This is a genomic window from Marinobacter sp. (assembly GCF_040904845.1).
Taxonomy (GTDB): Bacteria; Pseudomonadota; Gammaproteobacteria; order Pseudomonadales; family Oleiphilaceae; genus Marinobacter.
In genome coordinates, this window is sequence record NZ_JBBDSR010000092.1 from 1 (window position 1) to 20,402 (window position 20,402).

The window sequence follows — 20,402 nt, forward strand, 5'->3', positions numbered from 1 at the left end:
CCGAGATCAGTGACATCATCAAGAAGAGAATCGAGAAACTCGATATCTCTTCCGATGCTAAGAATGAAGGTACGATTCTCTCCGTTTCTGACGGTATCGTACTGATCCACGGTCTTGCCGACGTTATGTACGGCGAGATGATTGAATTTGCCAACGGCACTTTCGGTATGGCGCTGAACCTGGAGCGTGATTCCGTTGGTGCGGTTGTGCTGGGTGACTACGAAGATCTGGCCGAAGGCCAGAAAGTTCGTTGTACCGGCCGCATCCTGGAAGTTCCGGTAGGTCCGGAGCTGATGGGCCGTGTGGTTGACGGTCTGGGTAACCCGGTTGATGGCAAGGGTGATCTGGGCACGTCCCTGACCGCGCCGGTCGAGAAGGTTGCTCCGGGTGTTATCGCTCGTCAATCCGTTGATGAACCGGTACAGACCGGTCTGAAAGCGATCGACACCATGGTTCCGATCGGTCGTGGTCAGCGTGAGCTGATCATCGGTGACCGTCAGATCGGTAAGACCGCGGTGGCGATCGATGCGATCATCAACCAGAAGAACACTGGCATCAAGTGTATCTACGTTGCCATTGGTCAGAAGCAGTCTTCCATCGCAGCGGTTGTGCGTAAGCTGGAAGAGCACGATGCCATGGATCACACCATTGTGGTTGCCGCCGGCGCTGCCGACCCGGCCGCGATGCAGTTCCTTGCACCCTACTCCGGTACCTCCATGGGTGAGTACTTCCGTGACCGCGGCGAAAATGCCCTGATCATTTATGATGATCTGTCCAAGCAGGCTGTCGCTTACCGTCAGATTTCCCTGCTGCTGCGTCGTCCGCCGGGCCGTGAAGCCTTCCCGGGTGACGTTTTCTACCTGCACTCCCGTCTGCTGGAGCGCGCTTCCCGGATCCACGCTGAGGAAGTTGAAAAGCTGACCAACGGGGAAGTGAAAGGTAAGACAGGGTCATTGACCGCGCTGCCGATCATCGAAACCCAGGCTGGTGACGTTTCCGCATTCGTTCCGACCAACGTGATTTCCATCACCGACGGTCAGATCTTCCTGGAAACCAACCTGTTCAACTCCGGTATCCGTCCGGCGATGAACGCTGGTATCTCGGTTTCCCGGGTCGGTGGTTCAGCTCAGACCAAGATCATGAAGAAGCTCGGCGGCAACATCCGTCTGGCCCTCGCCCAGTATCGTGAACTGGCAGCGTTTGCCCAGTTCGCATCGGATCTGGACGAAGCCACCCGGAAGCAGCTTGAGCATGGTCAGCGAGTGACCGAGCTAATGAAGCAGAACCAGTACAGCCCGATGACCGTTGCGGAAATGGGTACCGTACTGTTCGCAGCTAACGAAGGCTTCCTGGATGATGTCGAGGTCAACGCAGTGGTTAAGTTCGAAGCGCAGCTGATCGATTGGATGCGCGCCGAACAGAAAGACCTGCTCGACAAGATCGGCTCAGAAGGCAAGTTCGACGACGATATTGCCGCCGGCCTGAAAGCTGCTCTGGAGAAATTCAAGACCACTCAAAGCTGGTAAGCCCGAGGCCCGCCGCGGCGGGCCCGTGTCCACATGAGTGTCTAACTTGAAAAGGCAGTGACTTATGGCCGTCGGAAAAGAAATACGTAACCAGATCGGAAGCATCAAGAGCACGCAGAAGATCACCAGTGCCATGGAAATGGTCGCGGCGAGTAAAATGCGTAAAGCTCAGGAGCGTATGCGGGCCACCCGCCCCTACGCTTCCCGGATGCGCCAGGTGATCGGGCATATTGCCAAGGCAAACCAGGATTACCGGCATCCGTTCATGCAGGAGCGTGAGGTCAAGCGGGTAGGCTTTATTGTAGTGTCCTCAGATCGCGGCCTTTGTGGCGGCCTGAACACTAACCTGTTCAAGGCCCTGGTTCGCGAAATGCGTGAATGGAAAGGCAAAGGTGTTGAAACGGACCTCTGCGCTGTGGGGCAAAAGGGTGCTTCATTTTTCCGCAGTTATGGGGGAAATGTGGTTGCCGCGTTGACGCACCTAGGGGACAACCCGAGTGCTGAAAAATTGGTCGGTAACGTCAAGGTTATGCTGGACTCCTTCGAGGAAGGCAAGATCGATCGCCTGTACCTGGTCAGCAACGAGTTCGTGAATACCATGACTCAGGCGCCAAAGGTTGAGCAGCTTCTGCCACTGCCTGAAAGTGAAGACGATGAGATCGGTCACCAGTGGGATTACATCTACGAGCCCGATGCACGACCCATTCTGAATGGGCTTCTGCCACGTTACATTGAGTCCCAGGTTTATCAGGGAGTGGTGGAAAATCTGGCCTGCGAGCAGGCTGCGCGGATGATTGCCATGAAGAGCGCGACAGATAACGCGGGCAGCATCATTGACGATCTTCAGTTGGTCTACAACAAGGCCCGTCAGGCAGCCATTACGCAAGAAATTTCGGAGATTGTCAGCGGCGCGGCTTCGGTCTGACCCGGCTCACAATCCTACTGGTTTTATTGACTATCAAGATAACGAGGAACCGAGCATGAGTAGCGGACACATCGTTCAGATCATAGGCGCGGTTATCGACGTGGAATTTCCACGTGACGCCGTTCCTGGCGTTTATGACGCACTGCTGCTTGAAGGTGGTGAGACAACTCTGGAAGTCCAGCAGCAGCTGGGTGACGGCATTGTACGTACCATCGCCATGGGCAGCACCGAAGGCCTCAAACGTGGCCTGAAAGCAGATAACACTGGCAAGCCGATTTCCGTACCGGTGGGTACCAAGACGCTTGGCCGTATCATGGACGTTCTGGGTCGTCCCATCGACGAACAGGGCGAGATCGGCGAAGAAGAGCGTTGGGGCATCCACCGCAAAGCGCCGGGCTATGCTGACCAGGCGGCGTCTGCCGACTTGCTGGAAACCGGCATCAAGGTTATCGACCTGATCTGCCCGTTCGCCAAGGGCGGTAAAGTGGGCCTGTTCGGTGGTGCCGGTGTTGGCAAGACCGTCAACATGATGGAACTGATCAACAACATCGCCAAAGAGCACTCCGGCCTGTCGGTATTCGCCGGTGTGGGTGAGCGGACCCGTGAAGGTAACGACTTCTACTACGAAATGAAGGACTCCAACGTCCTCGATAAAGTAGCGATGGTCTACGGGCAGATGAACGAGCCCCCGGGCAACCGTCTGCGTGTGGCGCTGACTGGCCTGACCATGGCCGAGAAGTTCCGTGACGAAGGCCGTGACGTACTGTTGTTCGTGGACAACATCTACCGTTACACCCTGGCCGGTACCGAGGTATCCGCACTGCTGGGCCGTATGCCTTCCGCAGTAGGTTATCAGCCGACTCTGGCCCAGGAAATGGGTGAGCTTCAGGAGCGTATTACCTCCACCAAGGATGGCTCCATCACGTCCATTCAGGCGGTCTATGTACCGGCGGATGACTTGACTGACCCGTCTCCGGCAACCACCTTCTCGCACCTGGACGCCACCGTGGTACTGAGCCGTGACATCGCCTCCAAGGGTATCTACCCGGCGATCGATCCGCTCGACTCCACCTCACGCCAGCTTGACCCGCTGACCATCGGCGACCAGCACTACAACGTTGCCCGTGGTGTTCAGAACGTTCTGCAGCGTTACAAGGAACTGAAGGACATCATCGCGATCCTCGGTATGGATGAACTGTCCGAAGAGGATAAGCAGACTGTGTCCCGCGCCCGTAAGATCGAGCGCTTCCTGTCTCAGCCATTCCACGTTGCTGAAGTATTCACCGGCTCCCCCGGTAAGTACGTGTCTCTGAAAGAGACCATCGCCAGCTTCGAGGGTATCCTCAACGGCGATTACGACGACATGCCCGAGCAGGCGTTTTATATGTGCGGCGGCATCGAGGAAGCGATTGAGAAAGCTAAGGCAATGAAGGCGAAGGAAGGGAAGTAATCCTTTTCTTCACTTTCTGACCCAAGAGGCGTAAGAAATGGCTATGACCGTACATTGTGACGTCGTAAGTGCCGAAGAGAAGATCTACTCCGGTCTGGTAGAGATGCTGATCGCTACCGGTACCGAGGGCGAGCTGGGTATTCAGCTGGGGCATGCGCCCCTGCTGACGGAACTCAAGCCTGGCTCCGTGAGGATCATCAAGCAGGGTGGCAGTGAGGAGATTCTGTACGTGTCCGGGGGTTACCTGGAAGTACAACCGAACATCGTCACCCTGATGGCTGACACGGCAGTTCGCGCGAAGGATGTGGACGAAGCAGCGGCACTGGAAGCCCAGCGTGCAGCCGAGAAGGCACTGGCAAACAAAACGGGCGAATTCGAATACTCCCGTGCCGCATCCGAGTTGGCGGAAGCCGCCGCTCAGTTGCGCACGATCCAGAAACTGCGCAAAAACGTTCGCTAAGCGCGATTGCCAGTTTCGGGTTCGTCTGATCTGAAGCCGCATCCTGATGCGGATGGCAGGGTCTCCTTTGAATCGGTTGGTTCTGAGGTAACCTTGTCATTCGTCAGGGAGGCGGTTTTTTCGTTTATGCTTTAACAACCCGACTATTTCCCGGGGGTCTGTCGTTATGAGTCCGCTACACGTCGTTATTCTGGCTGCTGGCCAGGGATCGAGGATGAAATCCGCCCTGCCCAAGGTTCTGCATGCCGTGGCCGGCCGGCCCATGCTCCACCATGTAATTGCCACGGCCCGCCAGCTTGGTGCCGCGCAGATTCATGCGGTGATTGGCCACGGTGCTGAGCAGGTGAAGGCCGCGACCGCCAACCAGCCGGTTAACTGGGTACTGCAACAGGAACAGCTGGGTACCGGCCATGCCGTCGACCAGGCCCTGCCAGACCTGCCGGATGATGCGCGAGTGCTGGTGCTGTACGGCGACGTACCGCTGACCAGTGCCGCCACCCTCGAGGCGCTGGTATCGACCATCAATAACGACACGCTCGGTCTGTTAACGGTAACGCTGGATGATCCCCAGGGATACGGCAGGATACTGCGTGATGACGAAGGCAAGGTAACAGCCATTGTCGAACAGAAGGACGCCAGCGCCAGCCAGCTTCAGATCCGTGAGGTGAATACCGGCATTCTCGCGGTATCGGCCCGCCGCCTGAAGGCGTGGCTGCCACAGCTGTCAAACCGCAACGCCCAGGGCGAGTATTATCTGACGGACATTATTGCGATGGCCGTGGACCATGGCATGCAGGTGTCGGTGTCACAGCCTGCCAATGCCTTTGAGGTGCAGGGCGTCAACAACCGTCTTCAGCTTGCCGAACTGGAGCGCTGGTATCAGCGCCGCGAAGCGGACCGGCTGATGACCGAAGGTGCGACCCTGGCGGACCCCGCCCGGGTCGACGTCCGTGGCAATCTGACCATCGGCAACGATATCTTGATCGATGTGAACGTGGTCTTCGAGGGCGACGTGGAACTGGGCGACGGCGTGTCCATCGGCCCGGGTTGTGTGATCCGCGATGCGAAAATCGCCGCCGGCGCGGACATCAAGGCACACTCGGTCATCGAAGGCGCAGACATCGGCAGCTGCGCTCAGATCGGGCCCTTTGCGAGGTTAAGACCGGGCACACGGCTGGCCGCTGACACCAAAGTGGGCAACTTCGTCGAAACCAAGAAAGCGGTGGTGGGTGAGGGCAGCAAGATCAATCACCTGAGCTACGTGGGCGATGCCTCACTGGGCCGTAATGTGAATGTGGGTGCAGGCACCATCACCTGCAACTATGATGGTGTGAATAAACACCAGACGGTCATTGGCGATGGCGTTTTTGTCGGCTCGAACACCTCTCTGGTGGCCCCGGTAACCCTCGCCGAGGGCGCAACTATTGGTGCCGGTTCCACCATTACCCGGGATGTATCCGATCGCGAACTGGCCGTGGCCCGGGGCCGGCAACGTAATATTGCGGATTGGGACAGGCCGGTTAAAAAGCCCTGAACCCTCCAGTAACACAGCGAATTTTCTGACAGGTGATTTAACCATGTGTGGCATTGTAGGTGCAGTATCAGAACGTGAGGTTCAGGGCATTCTTCTGGAGGGGCTGCGCCGGCTCGAATACCGGGGGTATGACTCCGCCGGCATGGCGGTGATTGATGGCAGCAACACCGTGCAGCGCGCCCGGGAACTGGGCAAGGTAGCTGCACTGGCCGATGCCATCGGTCACAAAGCCCTTGAGGGCACCCTGGGCATTGCCCACACCCGTTGGGCGACTCATGGCGAGCCGTCCCGGCTGAATGCCCATCCCCATATGTCGGGGGATCGTCTGGCAATTGTGCACAACGGCATCATCGAAAATTACCAGGAAATGCGCGAAGAACTCAGGGCCGAAGGGTATGAGTTCACTTCACAGACCGATACCGAAGTTGTCGCCCACCTGATCGAAAAACATTACCGCGGGCAGGGCAGTCTGCTTGCGGCCGTTCGCTCGGCGATCAGCCATTTGCGAGGTGCCTATGCTCTGGGCGTGGTTCACGCCGATGAACCCGATCATCTGATCGTTTGCCGCGAAGGCAGCCCGCTGGTGATCGGCGTCGGTATTGGCGAGAACTTTATCGCGTCTGATCAATTGGCATTGCTGCCGGTGACCGACCGCTTCATGTTCCTCGAAGAAGGCGATATTGCCGACATCCGCCGGGATCAGGTCACCATCCATAACCGCGAGGGCAGCCCGGTGGAACGCCCGGTGACCCGCTTCGAACACGGTGCGGATTCCGCCGATAAAGGCGAATATCGCCACTTCATGCTCAAGGAAATCTACGAGCAACCCAAAGTCATCAAAGCCACGATGGAAGGTCGGCTGACCCAGAACCGCGTGCTGGAACAGGCACTGGGCACCTCCGCCGAGAAACTGCTGGAGAACGTCCGCCACGTTCAGATCATTGCCTGTGGTACCAGTTATCACGCTGGCATGGTGGCCCGTTACTGGATTGAGGAGTTGGCCGGCGTGCCCTGCTCCGTGGAGGTGGCGTCCGAGTTCCGTTATCGCAAACACGTCATTCAACCGGACACGCTGTTCCTGTGTATCTCACAATCCGGTGAAACCGCCGATACCCTGGCGGCGCTGCGACAGGCCAAAAAGGCGGGTTTCCGTGCGGCGCTGGCGATCTGTAACGTACCCGGCAGTTCCCTGGTGCGGGAATCGGATCTGGTGATCATGACCCAGGCCGGCCCGGAGATTGGCGTGGCGTCCACCAAGGCCTTCACCACTCAATTGACTGCCCTGCTGATCTTTACCCTGGCCCTGGCCCGGCATAATGGCCTGGCAGACGATACCGAAGCAGAGATTGTGGAAGCGCTCCACCGGTTACCCGGGCAGGTCAGCGATGTTCTGGCCCTGGACAGCGAAATCGCCGAAATGTCGAAAGCCTTTATGGACAAACACCACAGCCTGTTTCTCGGCCGTGGGTCACAGTTTCCGGTGGCCCTTGAGGGCGCGCTGAAGCTGAAGGAAATTTCCTATATTCACGCCGAAGCCTACCCGGCCGGCGAGCTCAAACACGGCCCGCTGGCGCTGGTGGACAGTGAAATGCCAGTGGTTACTGTTGCGCCCAACAACGACCTGGTGGAAAAACTGAAGTCCAACCTGGAAGAAGTCCGCGCCCGCGGCGGTGAACTGTTCGTGTTCGCCGACAAAGCTGCTGACGTGAAGCCCCAGGATGGCATACATGTCATGCAGATTCCGTCCGTCCACCCAATCACTGCACCCATCGTCTACACCATCCCGCTGCAGCTGCTGTCCTACCACGTGGCCGTGCTGAAGGGCACGGACGTGGATCAGCCGCGCAATCTGGCGAAGAGTGTGACGGTGGAGTGAGAGGCGTGGCACCTTACGTTTCCGATGCGTGGACCCTTTGATAGCTGTGTCTTCTGCATCGAAACGTCATGTCTGGCGCTCAGCCATTGATAGAACCCTTCCTGATACCTGGCACCTCGTGCTGAAAGCGTTGGTGCTCATCTCAAACCTAATGCGGTTGACCTGCCGAGAGGCCACTGATATGACTGTTTATTCTGTTTAATACTCTGTCTGTCATTCTGTCTAAAGTATCGAGGTAACGATGACCCGTGTCGTAGGATGTATTGATGGTTCCAAAACGGCTTTGGCGGTTTGTGATTATGCGGCGTGGGCCTGCCAGCGGATGGATGCGCCACTGACTCTGTTTCACGTTCTGGATGACGTGCAATACCCGGCGGAGGCCGACCTGGCCGGTAACATTGGTCTGGGCAGCCGGGAACACTTGATGGAGGAGCTGGCGGAACTGGACCAGAAGCGCAGCAAGCTGGCCCTGGAGCAAGGCCACCACATGCTCAATGCGGCTGAGCAACGGGTAACGTCTCTGGATGTGAAGGATGTGATCAAACGTCAGCGCCATGGTGACCTGACCGATTCGCTGCTCACGATCGAGGCAGACACCCGGTTGCTGGTGATGGGGCTGCACGGCGAAACCAGCACCGACCGCGATGTGCACATCGGCAGCCAGTTGGAAACGGTTATCCGCAGTGTGCACCGCCCGATCATGCTGGTGCCGGATGAGTACGCAGAACCGCGCAGCGCGATGCTGGCGTTCGATGGCTCCGCGACGGCGTTCAAAGGGATTGAACTGCTGGCTAACAGCCCGGTGTTTCGAGGCTTTGCTTTGCACCTGGTGATGATTGGCCCGGACACCAGTGATCGCTGGGAGCAGTTAAAAACAGCCGAGCGCCTGCTGGCGGAGCTGGGCTGCGACGTACACCTGGCCATTCGTGCCGGCGATGTGGAAAAAACCCTGCATGCTTACCAGCAAGAGCACGACATTGACCTGCTGGTGATGGGTGCCTATGGCCACTCACGCATCCGCCAGTTCCTGGTGGGCAGCACCACCACCAACATGCTCACCACCGCTGAGAAACCGTTGGTGATTTTGCGCTAAGATGTAACCAATACCACGACAATAAAGCTGGTGGTTTATGAGCACAGAGTGGCACCGGTTGGGTGACGGCACGGTTCTGTGGTTTGCAGTGGCGGTGGCCGTTTTGTTGTTTGTTGGCGGGGCTCGGGCGCAGGAAGAAACCCGCCCCGTTTTGCGGGTGGCGTATACGGAATTTCCGCCCATCGAATACCGCAACGCCGACGGCGAGCCTGCTGGCCAGTATATTGAACTCACCCGTAAGGTGGTTGAGGAAGCGGGCTACCGCGCAGAGTTCATTTACCTTCCGGTAGGCCGGATTTACCTCTACCTGAAAAACGGCACCGTCGATGTCTGGCCGGGGCTGACCGATATTCCCTCCCTGCGTGATGATGTGCTGGAGAGCTGGGTCAGCCCGATACCGGTGCAGCTCAGCGCCTGGTATGTGGAAGGCACCGCACCGCTGACCCACTTTGACGACCTCAGGGGAAAGAGGCTGATTGTCATTGGCGGCTATACCTATGGCGGGCTGCGGAAGGCTATGGGAGAACTGAGCGATATCCAGATCACCGAAGCCCCGAATCACCGTTCAGGCGTTGATATGCTGAAACGCAAACGAGGTGATTACCTGCTGGATTATCTGCAGCCGGTGGAGGAAATACTGACCCAGCCTTCAGACCATGTTCTCAGGGACTCCGAGGTCCGTACCCGCAACTGCGCCTGGCTGTTCTCCCTCGCCAACCCCCGCGCCAGCCTCCTGCGGGATGAGTTTGATGACGCCTATTTGCGGCTGGTGGAACGCGGTGAGGTGCCACCGGCGCGGGAGCTTCACGACGGCTTTGTCATCCCCGGCTTGCCCGCCGAACGGCGGGAGTGATGCTGGAGTGACTCAGGGGCGCAATTCCAGATCGCCATACCAGGCGGTGGCCGACTCCCCGGTGTTGTCGGAATCGGACATGATGGCCACGCCCCGAATCCGCGGGGGACTGTCCCCGAACGCGGCCCGGTAATCCGCAACGATATCCCGTTCCACCGTTACCCATTCCCCGGCCTGGTCATCACCGGAGGTGACCGCGATCATCATGGTTTCGTCTGAATAGGGGTTGGCCACGGTGTCGCCTGCGGCAAGCCGGTTGGCCCAGATGTAATTGATGGCGTTGCCCGGCAGCTCTTCACCAAACACCGCTTCCACGGTTTTGCGTTTGGCGCGCTCGAACCAGCTCGCCTTGTCCGCTTCGAACTCGAACGCCACGTAGATCCGTGCGGGATAATCATCGCCGGATTTGTTGCGGGCATTGCCTTTTTCAAAGGTGTTGGACACCTTCCAGCGCCATCGCAGGATCAGTGATTCGCCGGGGTCCACATCCAGGCGGGCGATCAGGCCCGAGGCGCTGTTGTCGGTGCGGGCTTCGATGACTTGAATGCCCTCTTCTTCCACCAGGCGGTAGCGGGTGTGGCGATCAATGTTCGGAAACTCCAGCGGTTCCCAGCCGTCGTTCAGATTGTTGATGTTTGAAAATGGCGTGATAGCCGTGTCGGCAACGGCCGCCCCAGCGGCCATCAGGGTCGTTGCCAGAACCAGTGCCCTGGGTGACTTGCTCGAGTGCATGTTTGCCTCCGCGTTGGGCAAATAGGGCCTGCGAGGGTGACCCGCAGGGAATGATAAAGCGTGCCTTGTTAGCGTTGCACTTGGCGTATATAGTGTTCCTATCCTTGGTTAAGTACCAGATATAGTGTTTATTTTGTAAGCACTCTAGGGTACGGGAATCCGGTGAAACTCCGGAACTGACGCGCAGCGGTATTGGGGAACGAGCGTGGCATCGAGACACTGGCGCAAGCCGGGAAGTCGCCACGCAAGGCCGAACCGAAAGGTTCACGCCCCTGAGTCCGAAGACCTGCCAGGGAAAACAACTGCACCTTCGCGTACAAGGTGAGCAGAATCGTAGGTCGGATTAGCGCAAGCGTAATCCGACCCAGGTGCAACCCACGGTGCAGCCACCCGATTCTCTGACAACGCGAAGGACAGGAAAACCACGCGTATTCAGGAGAACCGACATGTCCAGCTCTGCTCTGGCTGAAGCCCGGCCTGCCTCCCCAGGCCAAACCGAATCCCTTCAGGTTATTAAACGCAACGGCACCCTGGTTGGATTCAATCCGTCCAAGATCAGTGTCGCCGTCACCAAAGCCTTCCTCGCCGTGGAAGGCGACCAGGCCGCCGGCTCGGCTCGCATCAACGATGCCGTGCACCGGGTAACCGAACAGGTTATCCACGCCATCAGCCGCCGCCTGAAAGCCGGCGGCAAGGTTCATATTGAAGACATTCAGGACCAGGTGGAACTGGCGTTGATGCGCGCCGAAGAGCAGAAAGTGGCCCGTGCCTATGTGCTGTATCGGGAAGATCACGCCCGTCAGCGCACCGTCGACGAGCCCATGGAAGCCCACCCGCACCTGACCGTGAAAAAAGCCGACGGCAGCGTTGTCCCGCTGGATCTGGGCCTGATGAAGCTGCAGGTAGAGCAGGCCGCCGCCGGGCTGGACGGCATTGATGGCGACTCTCTGGTGGACAATGCGCTGCGCAATCTCTACGACGGCATTGCCGAGGAAGACGTGCTGTCGGCGCTGGTGATGACCGCGCGCGGCCGCATCGAACAGGAGCCGGACTACAGCGCTGTCACGGCCCGGCTGTTGCTGGAACAGCTGCGCATGGAAAACGCCACGGCGCTCGGCCTGCCGCTTAACCAGCCGTTGTCAGAGATCTACCCACAGGCCCTGAGTGCGTTTATTGAAGCCGGTATTCGCTACGAACTGCTCGACGACGCCTTGGCGGCCTTTGACCTGGAGCGCCTGGGCGCGGCCATCAAACCGGAACAGGACCTGCAATTCGGCTTCCTGGGCCTGCAGACGCTGTACGACCGCTACTTCCTGCATTGGAACCAGGCCCGCCTGGAACTGCCCCAGGTATTCTTTATGCGCGTCGCCATGGGCCTGGCGCTGCGGGAGGATGACCCCAACGCACGGGCCATAGAGTTCTACAACCTGTTGTCATCTTTTGATTACATGGCCAGCACGCCAACGCTGTTCAACAGCGGTACCCGCCATTCCCAGCTTTCGTCCTGTTACCTGACCACGGTTGGCGACGATCTGGAACACATCTATGGCGCGATTCGCGACAACGCCATGCTCTCCAAATGGGCTGGCGGCCTGGGCAACGACTGGACCCCGGTGCGGGCGCTGGGCTCCCACATCAAGGGCACCAACGGCCAGAGTCAGGGCGTGGTACCGTTCCTGAAAGTGGTCAACGACACCGCGGTAGCGGTGAACCAGGGCGGCAAGCGCAAGGGAGCCGTGTGCGCCTACCTGGAAAGCTGGCACCTGGACATCGAAGAATTTCTTGAGCTGCGCAAGAACACCGGCGACGAGCGCCGTCGCACCCACGACATGAACACCGCCAACTGGGTGCCCGACCTGCTGATCGAACGCATGCGCGAAGACCGCAACTGGACCCTGTTCTCCCCCAGCGATGCGCCCGACCTGCACGACCTGTACGGCAACGAATTCCGCGAACGCTACGAGCACTACGAGGCGCTGGCCGCCGAAGGCAAGATCATCCTGTTCAAAACCATTCCCGCCAAGCAGTTGTGGCGCAAGATGCTGACGGTGCTGTTCGAGACCGGCCACCCCTGGATCACCTTCAAGGACCCCTGCAACCTGCGCTCGCCCCAGCAACACCGGGGTGTGGTGCACAGCTCCAACCTGTGCACGGAAATTACCCTGAACACCAACGCCGATGAAATTGCGGTGTGCAACCTGGGCTCGGTGAATCTGGCGGCGCACATTGCCAACGGCGAACTGGACGTGCAGCGCCTGGAGCGCACCGTGACCATAGCCGTGCGCATGCTCGATAACGTCATCGACATCAACTACTACGCCGTACCCCAGGCGAAGCAATCCAACCTCCAGCATCGGCCGGTCGGCTTGGGCCTGATGGGCTTTCAGGATGCCCTGTACCAACTGGGTCTGCCGTACACCAGCCCGGAAGCGGTGGAGTTTGCCGACCTGGCCATGGAACAGCTCAGCTACTTCGCCCTTCGCGCCTCTGCCACCCTGGCCGGTACACGCGGTGCCTACAACAGCTACGACGGTTCTCTGTGGCAGCAGGGCATTCTGCCCATCGACTCCATCAGCCTGCTGAAAGACGCGCGGCGCGAAGGGGACCTCTCCGTGAACACCAACACCCGGCTGGACTGGGCCCCGGTGCGCGAGCTGATCGCCAAGAACGGCATGCGCAACAGCAACGTCATGGCCATTGCACCGACGGCCACCATTTCCAACATCGTGGGCGTGTCGCAGTCCATCGAACCGACGTACCAGAACCTGTTCGTGAAATCGAACCTCTCCGGCGAGTTCACCGTGGTGAACCCCTCCCTTGTGCGCGATCTCAAGGCCGAAGGCTTGTGGGACAACGTGATGGTCAACGACCTGAAATACTTCGACGGCAGCGTGCAGCAGATCGATCGCATTCCCAACGAGCTGAAAGCCCGTTACGCCACCGCCTTTGAAATTGACCCGAGATGGCTGGTGGAAGCCGCTTCACGCCGCCAGAAATGGCTCGACCAGGCCCAGAGCCTGAACCTGTATATGGCCGAGCCCAGTGGCAAGAAACTGGATGCGCTGTACCAGCTCGCCTGGGAGCGCGGCCTGAAAACCACCTACTACCTGCGCTCCCTGGGTGCCACCGGTGCCGAGAAAAGTGCGCCGGTTGCCGCGCCGCAACCCCAGGTTTGCAGCATCGACGAACCCGACTGTGAAGCCTGTCAGTAACTCACTCATAACCGTAGGCCGCACCCTGTAGGTCGGATTAGCGAAGCGTAATCCGCCAACCGAGCCAGCGTTCACCAAATAATGTCGGATTACGCTTCGCTAATTCGACCTACGATGACCAGATTAATGAGGTAAAAATGCTCAACTGGGACGACGAACCAGAAACTACAAACCGGCCCGCCACCCCCGACGGCCCGGCCCCGGTGAACGTTGACGACAAGCGTGTCATCAACGGCGAGACCGACATCAACCAACTGGCACCCTTCAAGTACCCCTGGGCCTGGGAGTACTTCATGAACGCCAACAGAAACCACTGGACCCCGCTCGACGTCAACATGGCCCAGGATGTCCACGACTACCACCACCGCCTGACCGCACCGGAAAAGCACGTGTACGAAAACGTGCTGGCGTACCTCACCACCTCCGACATCCTCGCCATGCGCAACATCGGCCTGGCGGTGATGGAGAAAATGAGCGCCCCGGAACTGCAGATCTACCAGGCGCGGCAAGTGTACGAGGAAGCCATGCACACCTGGGCCTACCAGCACTGCATCGAAACCCTCAACCTGGACCAGAGCGAAATCTACAACCGCTACCGCGTGGTGCCCGCCATCAACGGTAAAATCCAGATGGCCAACCGCCGCTTGGATGCGGCCATGCGCTCCGACCTGAACCTGCGCAACCGGGACGACCTGCAGGAATTCATCATGTCTTACCTGTTCTTCGCGGCGGTATTCGAGGGCACCTGGTTCTACAACGGTTTCAGCCCCATCTTCGCCCTGCAACGCCGTGGCCTGATGCGCGGTACCGGCGAACAGTTGCAGTACATCCTGCGCGACGAAGCCATGCACTTCTCCTTTGGCCTGAAAGTGGTGAATCAGATCCTCGAGGAGGAAGACATCACCCTGGACCCCAAGGCCGTGCGGGACATGTGGGATGAATCCGAAGCCGCTGAAGTCGCCTACGCCAATTACATTCTCCGCGACCCGATGCTGGGCTACTCCGCCGAATACCACAGCGAACAGTTCCGCTTCGTGGCCAACCGCCGCGCCAGAACCGTGGGCCTGGAAGAGCCTTTCCCGGGCGCGAAGAACGTGTCGCCCTGGCTGGACGAGCAGGCCACCATGCGCAAGGAGAAGAACTTCTTCGAAACCCGGGTGATTGAATATCAGACCGGCGCGCAACTGGAGTGGTGACGCATGGTAAAAAAATCGGAATCCTGAGGGAATAAACTGTTTGCTGGATCGTCCTCCTAATGAAAGCCACCCAAAAACGTGTAAACACAAGAGGACGTAACCATGAAAAAGCAACTACTGACTATCGCGATCTGTTCCATCCTTGCCAACGGCGCGCTGGCTGCTAAAGGCTCTGCGAGTGGTAACGCCGAGGTCAAGGCCGGTATGAGTGCACAAGCGAGCAACGGCAATGAGGTTTCCGCTCAGGGCAATGCCTCGGCCAGTGCACAGGGTGATGCCAATGGTGAGGCGGTTCGCGAGGAGGCCTCCGAGCAGGGCAAAGAAGCCAGTGCCGAGGCCCGCAGCAATGCCGAGCAGGCGACCAGCGCGGGTGTTGAAACCGCCAACCAGGCGCGCGCCGCCGCGAATGCCTCCGCCCAGGGTGCCTCTGACGCGGCCGGCGAAGTGCGGCTGCAGGCGAAGGAGCGCATGAATGAGACGAGAAACGCCGAGATTCGTGCTGAAACCCGTCAGCAAATCGGAACGTCTGTTTCTGACAGTGTCCGTGGTGAAGTGCAGAATAGCGTGAAGGGCACCCTCAAGGGGTCCACTGGCGCTGGCCTGTAACCAGACACTTTGCAGCAGACGGCCGGGCCCCTGTGCCCGGCCTTCCTTTGGCAGTCAACAAGGAGCCGGTATGCAACGGATTCCACGTATTTTGACAGTTCCTCTCGCACTGGGCCTGGTGGCTTCACCAATGATGGTCCAGGCCGGCGATAACGCCCAGTTGAATGGCTATCTTGAGGGCGGCTACGAGCACGACAGCAATGTCACCGTCGATGAACTGAGCAGCTCGTCTGATCAAAGCGATGAGGCCTGGATATTTGATACGGGACTGGAAGGGGTACTGACCCCCGGCGAAGCCCTGAACCTGACGCTCGGCTATTCCCTGTCGGGCAGTCGATACCAGAGCCAGGACCAGTTCGATCAGGATATCCACCTGCTCTCCGCAGACCTGAGCTACGACTTTGACCCCATTACCCTGGGCAGCAGCTACCACTACTCCCACGCCACCCTGGGCTCTGACTCCTTCCTCGATTACCGGCGTGCCAGCGTGTATCTCGGCAGCCTGGTAGGAGAGCATGTCTACCTGCTGGCCAGCCTGCAGGACAAGCGAAAGGATTTTGAAGACAGCGAGGCCCGCGATGCGAATATCCAGGGCATCAGCCTGGATGCCTTCTGGTTCTTCAACCGGGCCGGGAGCCACCTGTTGCTGGGTTTTGATGGCGATCAGGAAGATGCAGAAGCGGATGCCTTTGACAATGACCTGTGGCGGGTGCGAGTGGCCCTGGTGCACAAGTTCACCCTGGCGGGCGAGGAGAACCGGTTGAGACTGGGCTGGCGTTATGAGGACCGGGAGTACGAGGAAGTGACCGCCGTCAGCGGCTCGGAGCCCACCTTCACCAACCCGCTGACCGGCAGGGAGAGCGAAACGTTCACCAATCAACGTGCAGACCGGGCGTGGGTTCTGGAAGCGCGCTGGCGGGTGGGGCTCAGTGAATTCTTCAGCGTGGAGCCCAGTCTGTCCCACGGCAACTACCGCTCTAATGTCGATACCGCAGACTACGACAAGACCGTGGTGGGAGCGACCCTCAGGGCCGATTTCTGATGATCACAGATCCAGCAGACCGTGACCGAAGCGTGTATCGCGGCCCGGCTCTCCCAGATCCCGGACCTGTTCGAGCAGCGCCTCTATAGATCGCTCATGGGGATGAGCCACACGCTGGCAGGCGAGGGCGGCGGCAACCACTGGAGCAGCCAGGGAGGTGCCACTGTCCGTCACCATACCACCCTCTGGATGAGCCACCGGAACGGATACGCCCGGCCCCGCAAACAAAACCTGCTCCCCCTGATTGGCCCACCGGTAGAGTTGACCTAAGGCATCCACTGCCGTCACTCCCACCACCTCCGGGTAGGCCGCCGGATAAAGCGGTGGTGCCGAAGGCCCCTGGTTGCCTACCGCTGCCACCAGCACAATGCCCTGTTGTCTGAGACTGCGCACAGCGCTGGCCAGAAGGCGGTTATCCGGACCGGCCAGGCTGATATTGATGACGGATAGCTCCTGATCCGCCAGCCAGTTCAACCCCTGCAACAGATGGTTAAGGGTGGCCCCGGATAGGCTGTCGTCCCGGCTATAGAAGACCGAAGCGTTGAACACCGTGGCGGCTGGCAGCCGGGCCGGCCACTGCCCTTCACGGCTACCCACCATAAGGCTGGCGACAGCGGTGCCGTGGGTTCGGGGCTCGCTGAGATTCCCGTCGCTATTGGCCAGTGCCAGAAAGCGCTCTTGGACGATCTGCACGTTACGCAACACCGGGTGCCCGGTGTCGATGGCGGTATCCACCATGCCGACCCGAACCGGATCCTCGCAGAGACTACCCCAACGGGGCACCGCAGTTCCCGAAGCCGATAATCCTGCCTGTGGCGCAAACACGTGGTTCCGGTCCAGCCGGTCGGCCAGTTCCGGCAAGGCACGCTGCAGGGCTTCCCGGGAATCCAGCCTGTCCGCAGCGGTAAACCGCACCACCGTCATCCCCAGGTTTGTCAGTTCCTGACGATCGACGATGGTGATTCCCGTCTGATCCAGGCTGGCGATTTCCGAGTCGGTGACTGTTACCATCCATTGGCGCTGTACCGCCCGGAAGCCGTCGTCCAGAACCACATCATTGAATGCTGGCTGGCCTTGGCTAGTGCGAATTGGCAGGGATCGCGGCAGGTCTGCGAGCCGCTGCCTGAGACTGGCGACCTGTTGCTCGACCTGTCTGTCGATGGCTCGTTCCACCATTTGCTCGGCTTTCTTTTCCACCTGGCGAGTGACGGGGTTGGCCGCACTGCCGGGCAGATCCAGTGCCGGGGCGGGTGCCGACAGTGAGCAGAGGGCAAGCAGGGGAAACATGCGATGCGAAAAAAAACGTATCATCGTACCGGTCCGGAGTTTGGTGTGTGTCATAAGATATAACGGCCTGGTCGCAAAAAAATTCCTCCGTTCATGGAATAAACCGGTTGCCGGCCCGTTACACAGGTAACACTCGTTGGAACAAGACGATTATGCATCAGGAAATCACCGAAATCTTACCGAGACTGCGCCGATTTGCCTATTCACTGACCGGGTCCATGGCGGATGCTGATGACCTGCTGCAGAACACGGTGGAACGGCTGCTGGCCAGGACTGTGCCGGAGGATGTCGACCTCACCAAATGGGCGTTCCGGGTATGTCGTAACGTGTGGATAGACGAATGCCGGGCCAGAAAGGTTCGCCGGGATGCCGCAGAACACCCGGAGCTCACCGACGGCCAGGTGGTGGACGGCGAGCGCCAGGCCACCAAAGAGATTGAGTGGAACCGGGTAGACGCAGCGATGTCGGCTTTGCCGGAGGATCAACGCCAGATCATCTCACTGGTGGCCATCCAGGGAATGCCCTACAAAATCGTGGCGGAGATTCTGGATGTGCCCAAAGGCACCGTAATGAGCCGCCTGGCCCGTGCCCGGGCGGCGCTGAGTGAAGCCCTGACTCCCGTAACCATGAGGACCGATTCATGAAGATGACCGATGAAACCCTCTCGGCTTTTCTCGATAACGAACTGACCGATGCGGAAATGGAAGCGGTGCGGGATCAACTGGCAGAAGACCCAAGCCTCACAGACCGGCTGGCGGAACTCGCGTCAGTGGACGCGGAGTTGCAGGCGCACTACGGCAGGATTGATGATCGCCCCATGCCTGAATCGGTGACCCGCATGCTTGAGGCAACCACAACTTCTGATGCCGCGCCGTTCGACCGGAATGTGATCACCTTCCCCTGGTGGCGCAGGGTCCGTGAACATACAGGGAAGGCCATTGCCGCTGCCGTTATTGGGGGCGTGGCGCTGGCGCAGTGGATGGCCCTGCCCTCCAGCGGCGAACCGGCATGGCCGGCAGTCGCCTCGGTGCTGGATAGCCAGCCAAGCGGCGAAGTGTATGAGTTAGAGCGCAACGCCACTCTTACCCCCAGGCTGACTTTCCGCAACCAGTCCGGCGAATGGTGCCGCCAGTTCCGCCTGGACACCGAAGAGGCGGCCTACGAGCAGATAGCCTGCCACCAGGAAAGCGGTAGCTGGGAGCCGGTGGCGCGGTTGATTGCAGAACCGTCACCAGGATCGGAGACCTACCAGACGGCCAGTGGCGGAAGCGCACTCGACGACACCCTGGACCGGATAATGGCCGGAGCACCGGTAGGGCCGGATGAGGAGCGTGCCCTGCTTGAACAGCAGTGGGACGGGCGGTAAGTCATATTCCAGTGACCGCTTTGCCCCAGGATACTGGCGTGATAGGGCATAGGGCATGCTGACCGGGTGAGCGTACCCATCCGCTTTTTCTTTAAACCGACGGCGAATCTCTGCAATCCTGCTTTGCAACGGCTCGACCAGCGAGGCCGGTAGCAAGGTGGTGCGATCCTTTGCTCCTTTTCCATCCCGGACGACGATCAATTGAAGATTGAAATCAATGTCTTTCACGCGCAAGCGGCAAGCTTCCGTGACCCGTAACCCTGATCCATACATCAAAGACGCAATCAACTGGTCGGGCTGACCAAGCCGGTTAATAACGCTAATGGCCTCATCGTGGATTAAAACCACCGGTAGTTTTCGTGGCTTCTTTGAGCGGACAATGCCTTCAATTTCCCCTAAAGGCTGGCCCAGCACGCTCCCGTAGAGAAAAACTAACGCATTCAGGGCCTGGGCCTGAGTCGCCATGGCGACATTTCGTTCGACCGCCAACCAGGTCAGAAACTCCTTAACATCCTTCTGCCCCATGTCTTTCGGATGCTTCATCTGGTGATATCGAATGAAAAAACGAATCCAGTACCAGTAGGCTTTTTCAGTGCGAATGCTGTAGTGATTAACCCGAACAACCGCGCGCACCTGATCTCTGAGCTTGGGTTCTTTTCCTTCCATGGGTCGGCTCCGTTGAAAGCTGTATTTATGTACAGTATTATTGAGGGGGCGTTTCGCAGAAGTCAAATGATTCCATGGCGGTCTGTGAATAGGTGAGATAGGGTATTGGTTTTAAACGGATCGGCCGGTGCCCCGTTCGGCATTCTTGCGGAATATTGAAGAAGTCGCGTTTTTGCAATATTGGGGAATTCGGTCTAGTTACTGTTAAAGGCCTTGCTCTCGTGTTCTTGGGTACGGTGTTTGGGGCCGGCTTCAGTGTTTGGCCTCGGCAGAAACACAACCTCTGGTCTGTCATCGGTGTTGGTAAATATCCGGTGCAAAGGTCGCGGGGCCATCCGGTTTAGCCTACGGGCAAACCCACCCATGTGGTGCTCTGGTTCCTAGCGCCACGGGTCGAGTTGGTACACAGTACCGGGAGTGGGCATTCGGCATTGGGTGCCAATATCAAACAATGGGTAAACGGCCCTTAACCAGGCGGTCAACCGGACGCCATAACCCTTGCGGGTTCTGGTTCCCTCCGCTTCGCTCCGGCGCCCGTTACCGCTAGCGTTGAGGCTGTAGAAAAACCCCGAAATCGC

General features: G+C 58.9%; 17 protein-coding genes and 1 riboswitch. Of the genes, 13 read left to right on the forward strand and 4 right to left on the reverse strand.

Annotation, left to right across the window (positions count from 1 at the left end):
- The 8 genes from atpA to WD429_RS11675 all read left to right on the forward strand — a co-directional run.
- Window positions 1–1,526 (forward strand): F0F1 ATP synthase subunit alpha (atpA, locus tag WD429_RS11640; protein WP_368422342.1); only part of this gene is annotated, 1,526 nt, incomplete at its 5' end.
- Between the two features lie 64 nt (window positions 1,527–1,590).
- Window positions 1,591–2,451, forward strand: coding sequence for a F0F1 ATP synthase subunit gamma (gene atpG / locus WD429_RS11645; RefSeq protein ID WP_368422343.1), 861 nt, complete (start codon window positions 1,591–1,593; stop codon window positions 2,449–2,451).
- Between the two features lie 55 nt (window positions 2,452–2,506).
- Window positions 2,507–3,901 carry a F0F1 ATP synthase subunit beta gene (atpD, locus tag WD429_RS11650; protein ID WP_368422344.1) on the forward strand — a complete coding sequence of 465 codons (1,395 nt, stop codon included), beginning with the start codon at window positions 2,507–2,509 and terminating at the stop codon, window positions 3,899–3,901.
- 37 nt (window positions 3,902–3,938) lie between these two features.
- Entirely contained in the window at window positions 3,939–4,361 is a 423-nt protein-coding gene (locus WD429_RS11655; RefSeq protein WP_368422345.1) for a F0F1 ATP synthase subunit epsilon, read from the forward strand.
- 166 nt (window positions 4,362–4,527) lie between these two features.
- On the forward strand, window positions 4,528–5,895 hold the full coding sequence (glmU, locus tag WD429_RS11660) for a bifunctional UDP-N-acetylglucosamine diphosphorylase/glucosamine-1-phosphate N-acetyltransferase GlmU (protein WP_368422346.1): 1,368 nt from the start codon (window positions 4,528–4,530) through the stop codon (window positions 5,893–5,895).
- A gap of 43 nt (window positions 5,896–5,938) precedes the next feature.
- Window positions 5,939–7,771 (forward strand): glutamine--fructose-6-phosphate transaminase (isomerizing), encoded by a 1,833-nt coding sequence (gene glmS / locus WD429_RS11665; protein ID WP_368422347.1) that lies wholly within the window; start codon window positions 5,939–5,941, stop codon window positions 7,769–7,771.
- A gap of 241 nt (window positions 7,772–8,012) precedes the next feature.
- Window positions 8,013–8,864, forward strand: coding sequence for a universal stress protein (locus tag WD429_RS11670; protein ID WP_368422348.1), 852 nt, complete (start codon window positions 8,013–8,015; stop codon window positions 8,862–8,864).
- Between the two features lie 37 nt (window positions 8,865–8,901).
- A complete protein-coding gene (locus tag WD429_RS11675) occupies window positions 8,902–9,717 on the forward strand; it encodes a substrate-binding periplasmic protein (protein WP_368422349.1) in 816 nt (271 codons plus the stop codon).
- A gap of 12 nt (window positions 9,718–9,729) precedes the next feature.
- Here WD429_RS11675 and WD429_RS11680 read toward each other — a convergent pair whose 3' ends face one another.
- Window positions 9,730–10,401 carry a DUF3047 domain-containing protein gene (locus tag WD429_RS11680; protein ID WP_368422358.1) on the reverse strand — a complete coding sequence of 224 codons (672 nt, stop codon included), beginning with the start codon at window positions 10,399–10,401 and terminating at the stop codon, window positions 9,730–9,732.
- A gap of 153 nt (window positions 10,402–10,554) precedes the next feature.
- A riboswitch (cobalamin riboswitch) is annotated at window positions 10,555–10,758 on the forward strand.
- Between the two features lie 137 nt (window positions 10,759–10,895).
- Here WD429_RS11680 and WD429_RS11685 point away from each other — a divergent pair.
- The 4 genes from WD429_RS11685 (at window position 10,896) to WD429_RS11700 (ending at window position 16,505) form a co-directional block, all read left to right on the forward strand.
- Window positions 10,896–13,661, forward strand: coding sequence for a ribonucleoside-diphosphate reductase subunit alpha (locus WD429_RS11685; RefSeq protein WP_368422350.1), 2,766 nt, complete (start codon window positions 10,896–10,898; stop codon window positions 13,659–13,661).
- A 137-nt stretch (window positions 13,662–13,798) separates the two neighbouring features.
- Window positions 13,799–14,857, forward strand: coding sequence for a ribonucleotide-diphosphate reductase subunit beta (locus WD429_RS11690; RefSeq protein WP_368422351.1), 1,059 nt, complete (start codon window positions 13,799–13,801; stop codon window positions 14,855–14,857).
- Window positions 14,858–14,959: 102 nt separating this feature from the next.
- Window positions 14,960–15,463 (forward strand): hypothetical protein, encoded by a 504-nt coding sequence (locus WD429_RS11695; RefSeq protein WP_368422352.1) that lies wholly within the window; start codon window positions 14,960–14,962, stop codon window positions 15,461–15,463.
- A 91-nt stretch (window positions 15,464–15,554) separates the two neighbouring features.
- Window positions 15,555–16,505, forward strand: a complete 951-nt coding sequence (locus WD429_RS11700; protein WP_368422353.1) for a surface lipoprotein assembly modifier — start codon at window positions 15,555–15,557, stop codon at window positions 16,503–16,505.
- 3 nt (window positions 16,506–16,508) lie between these two features.
- Here WD429_RS11700 and WD429_RS11705 read toward each other — a convergent pair whose 3' ends face one another.
- Entirely contained in the window at window positions 16,509–17,816 is a 1,308-nt protein-coding gene (locus WD429_RS11705; protein WP_368422354.1) for a S8 family serine peptidase, read from the reverse strand.
- A gap of 128 nt (window positions 17,817–17,944) precedes the next feature.
- On the opposite strand from WD429_RS11705, the gene WD429_RS11710 reads away from it, so the two are divergent.
- Window positions 17,945–18,436, forward strand: coding sequence for an RNA polymerase sigma factor (locus tag WD429_RS11710; RefSeq protein ID WP_368422355.1), 492 nt, complete (start codon window positions 17,945–17,947; stop codon window positions 18,434–18,436).
- 584 nt (window positions 18,437–19,020) lie between these two features.
- Here the strand turns inward: WD429_RS11710 and WD429_RS11715 are convergent.
- The gene (locus WD429_RS11715) at window positions 19,021–19,824 is read right to left on the reverse strand and encodes a phage integrase N-terminal SAM-like domain-containing protein (protein WP_368422356.1); all 804 of its coding nucleotides are present in this window, start codon (window positions 19,822–19,824) and stop codon (window positions 19,021–19,023) included.
- A 380-nt stretch (window positions 19,825–20,204) separates the two neighbouring features.
- A partial coding sequence (locus tag WD429_RS11720) for a hypothetical protein (protein WP_368422357.1) occupies window positions 20,205–20,402 on the reverse strand: 198 nt, incomplete at its 5' end.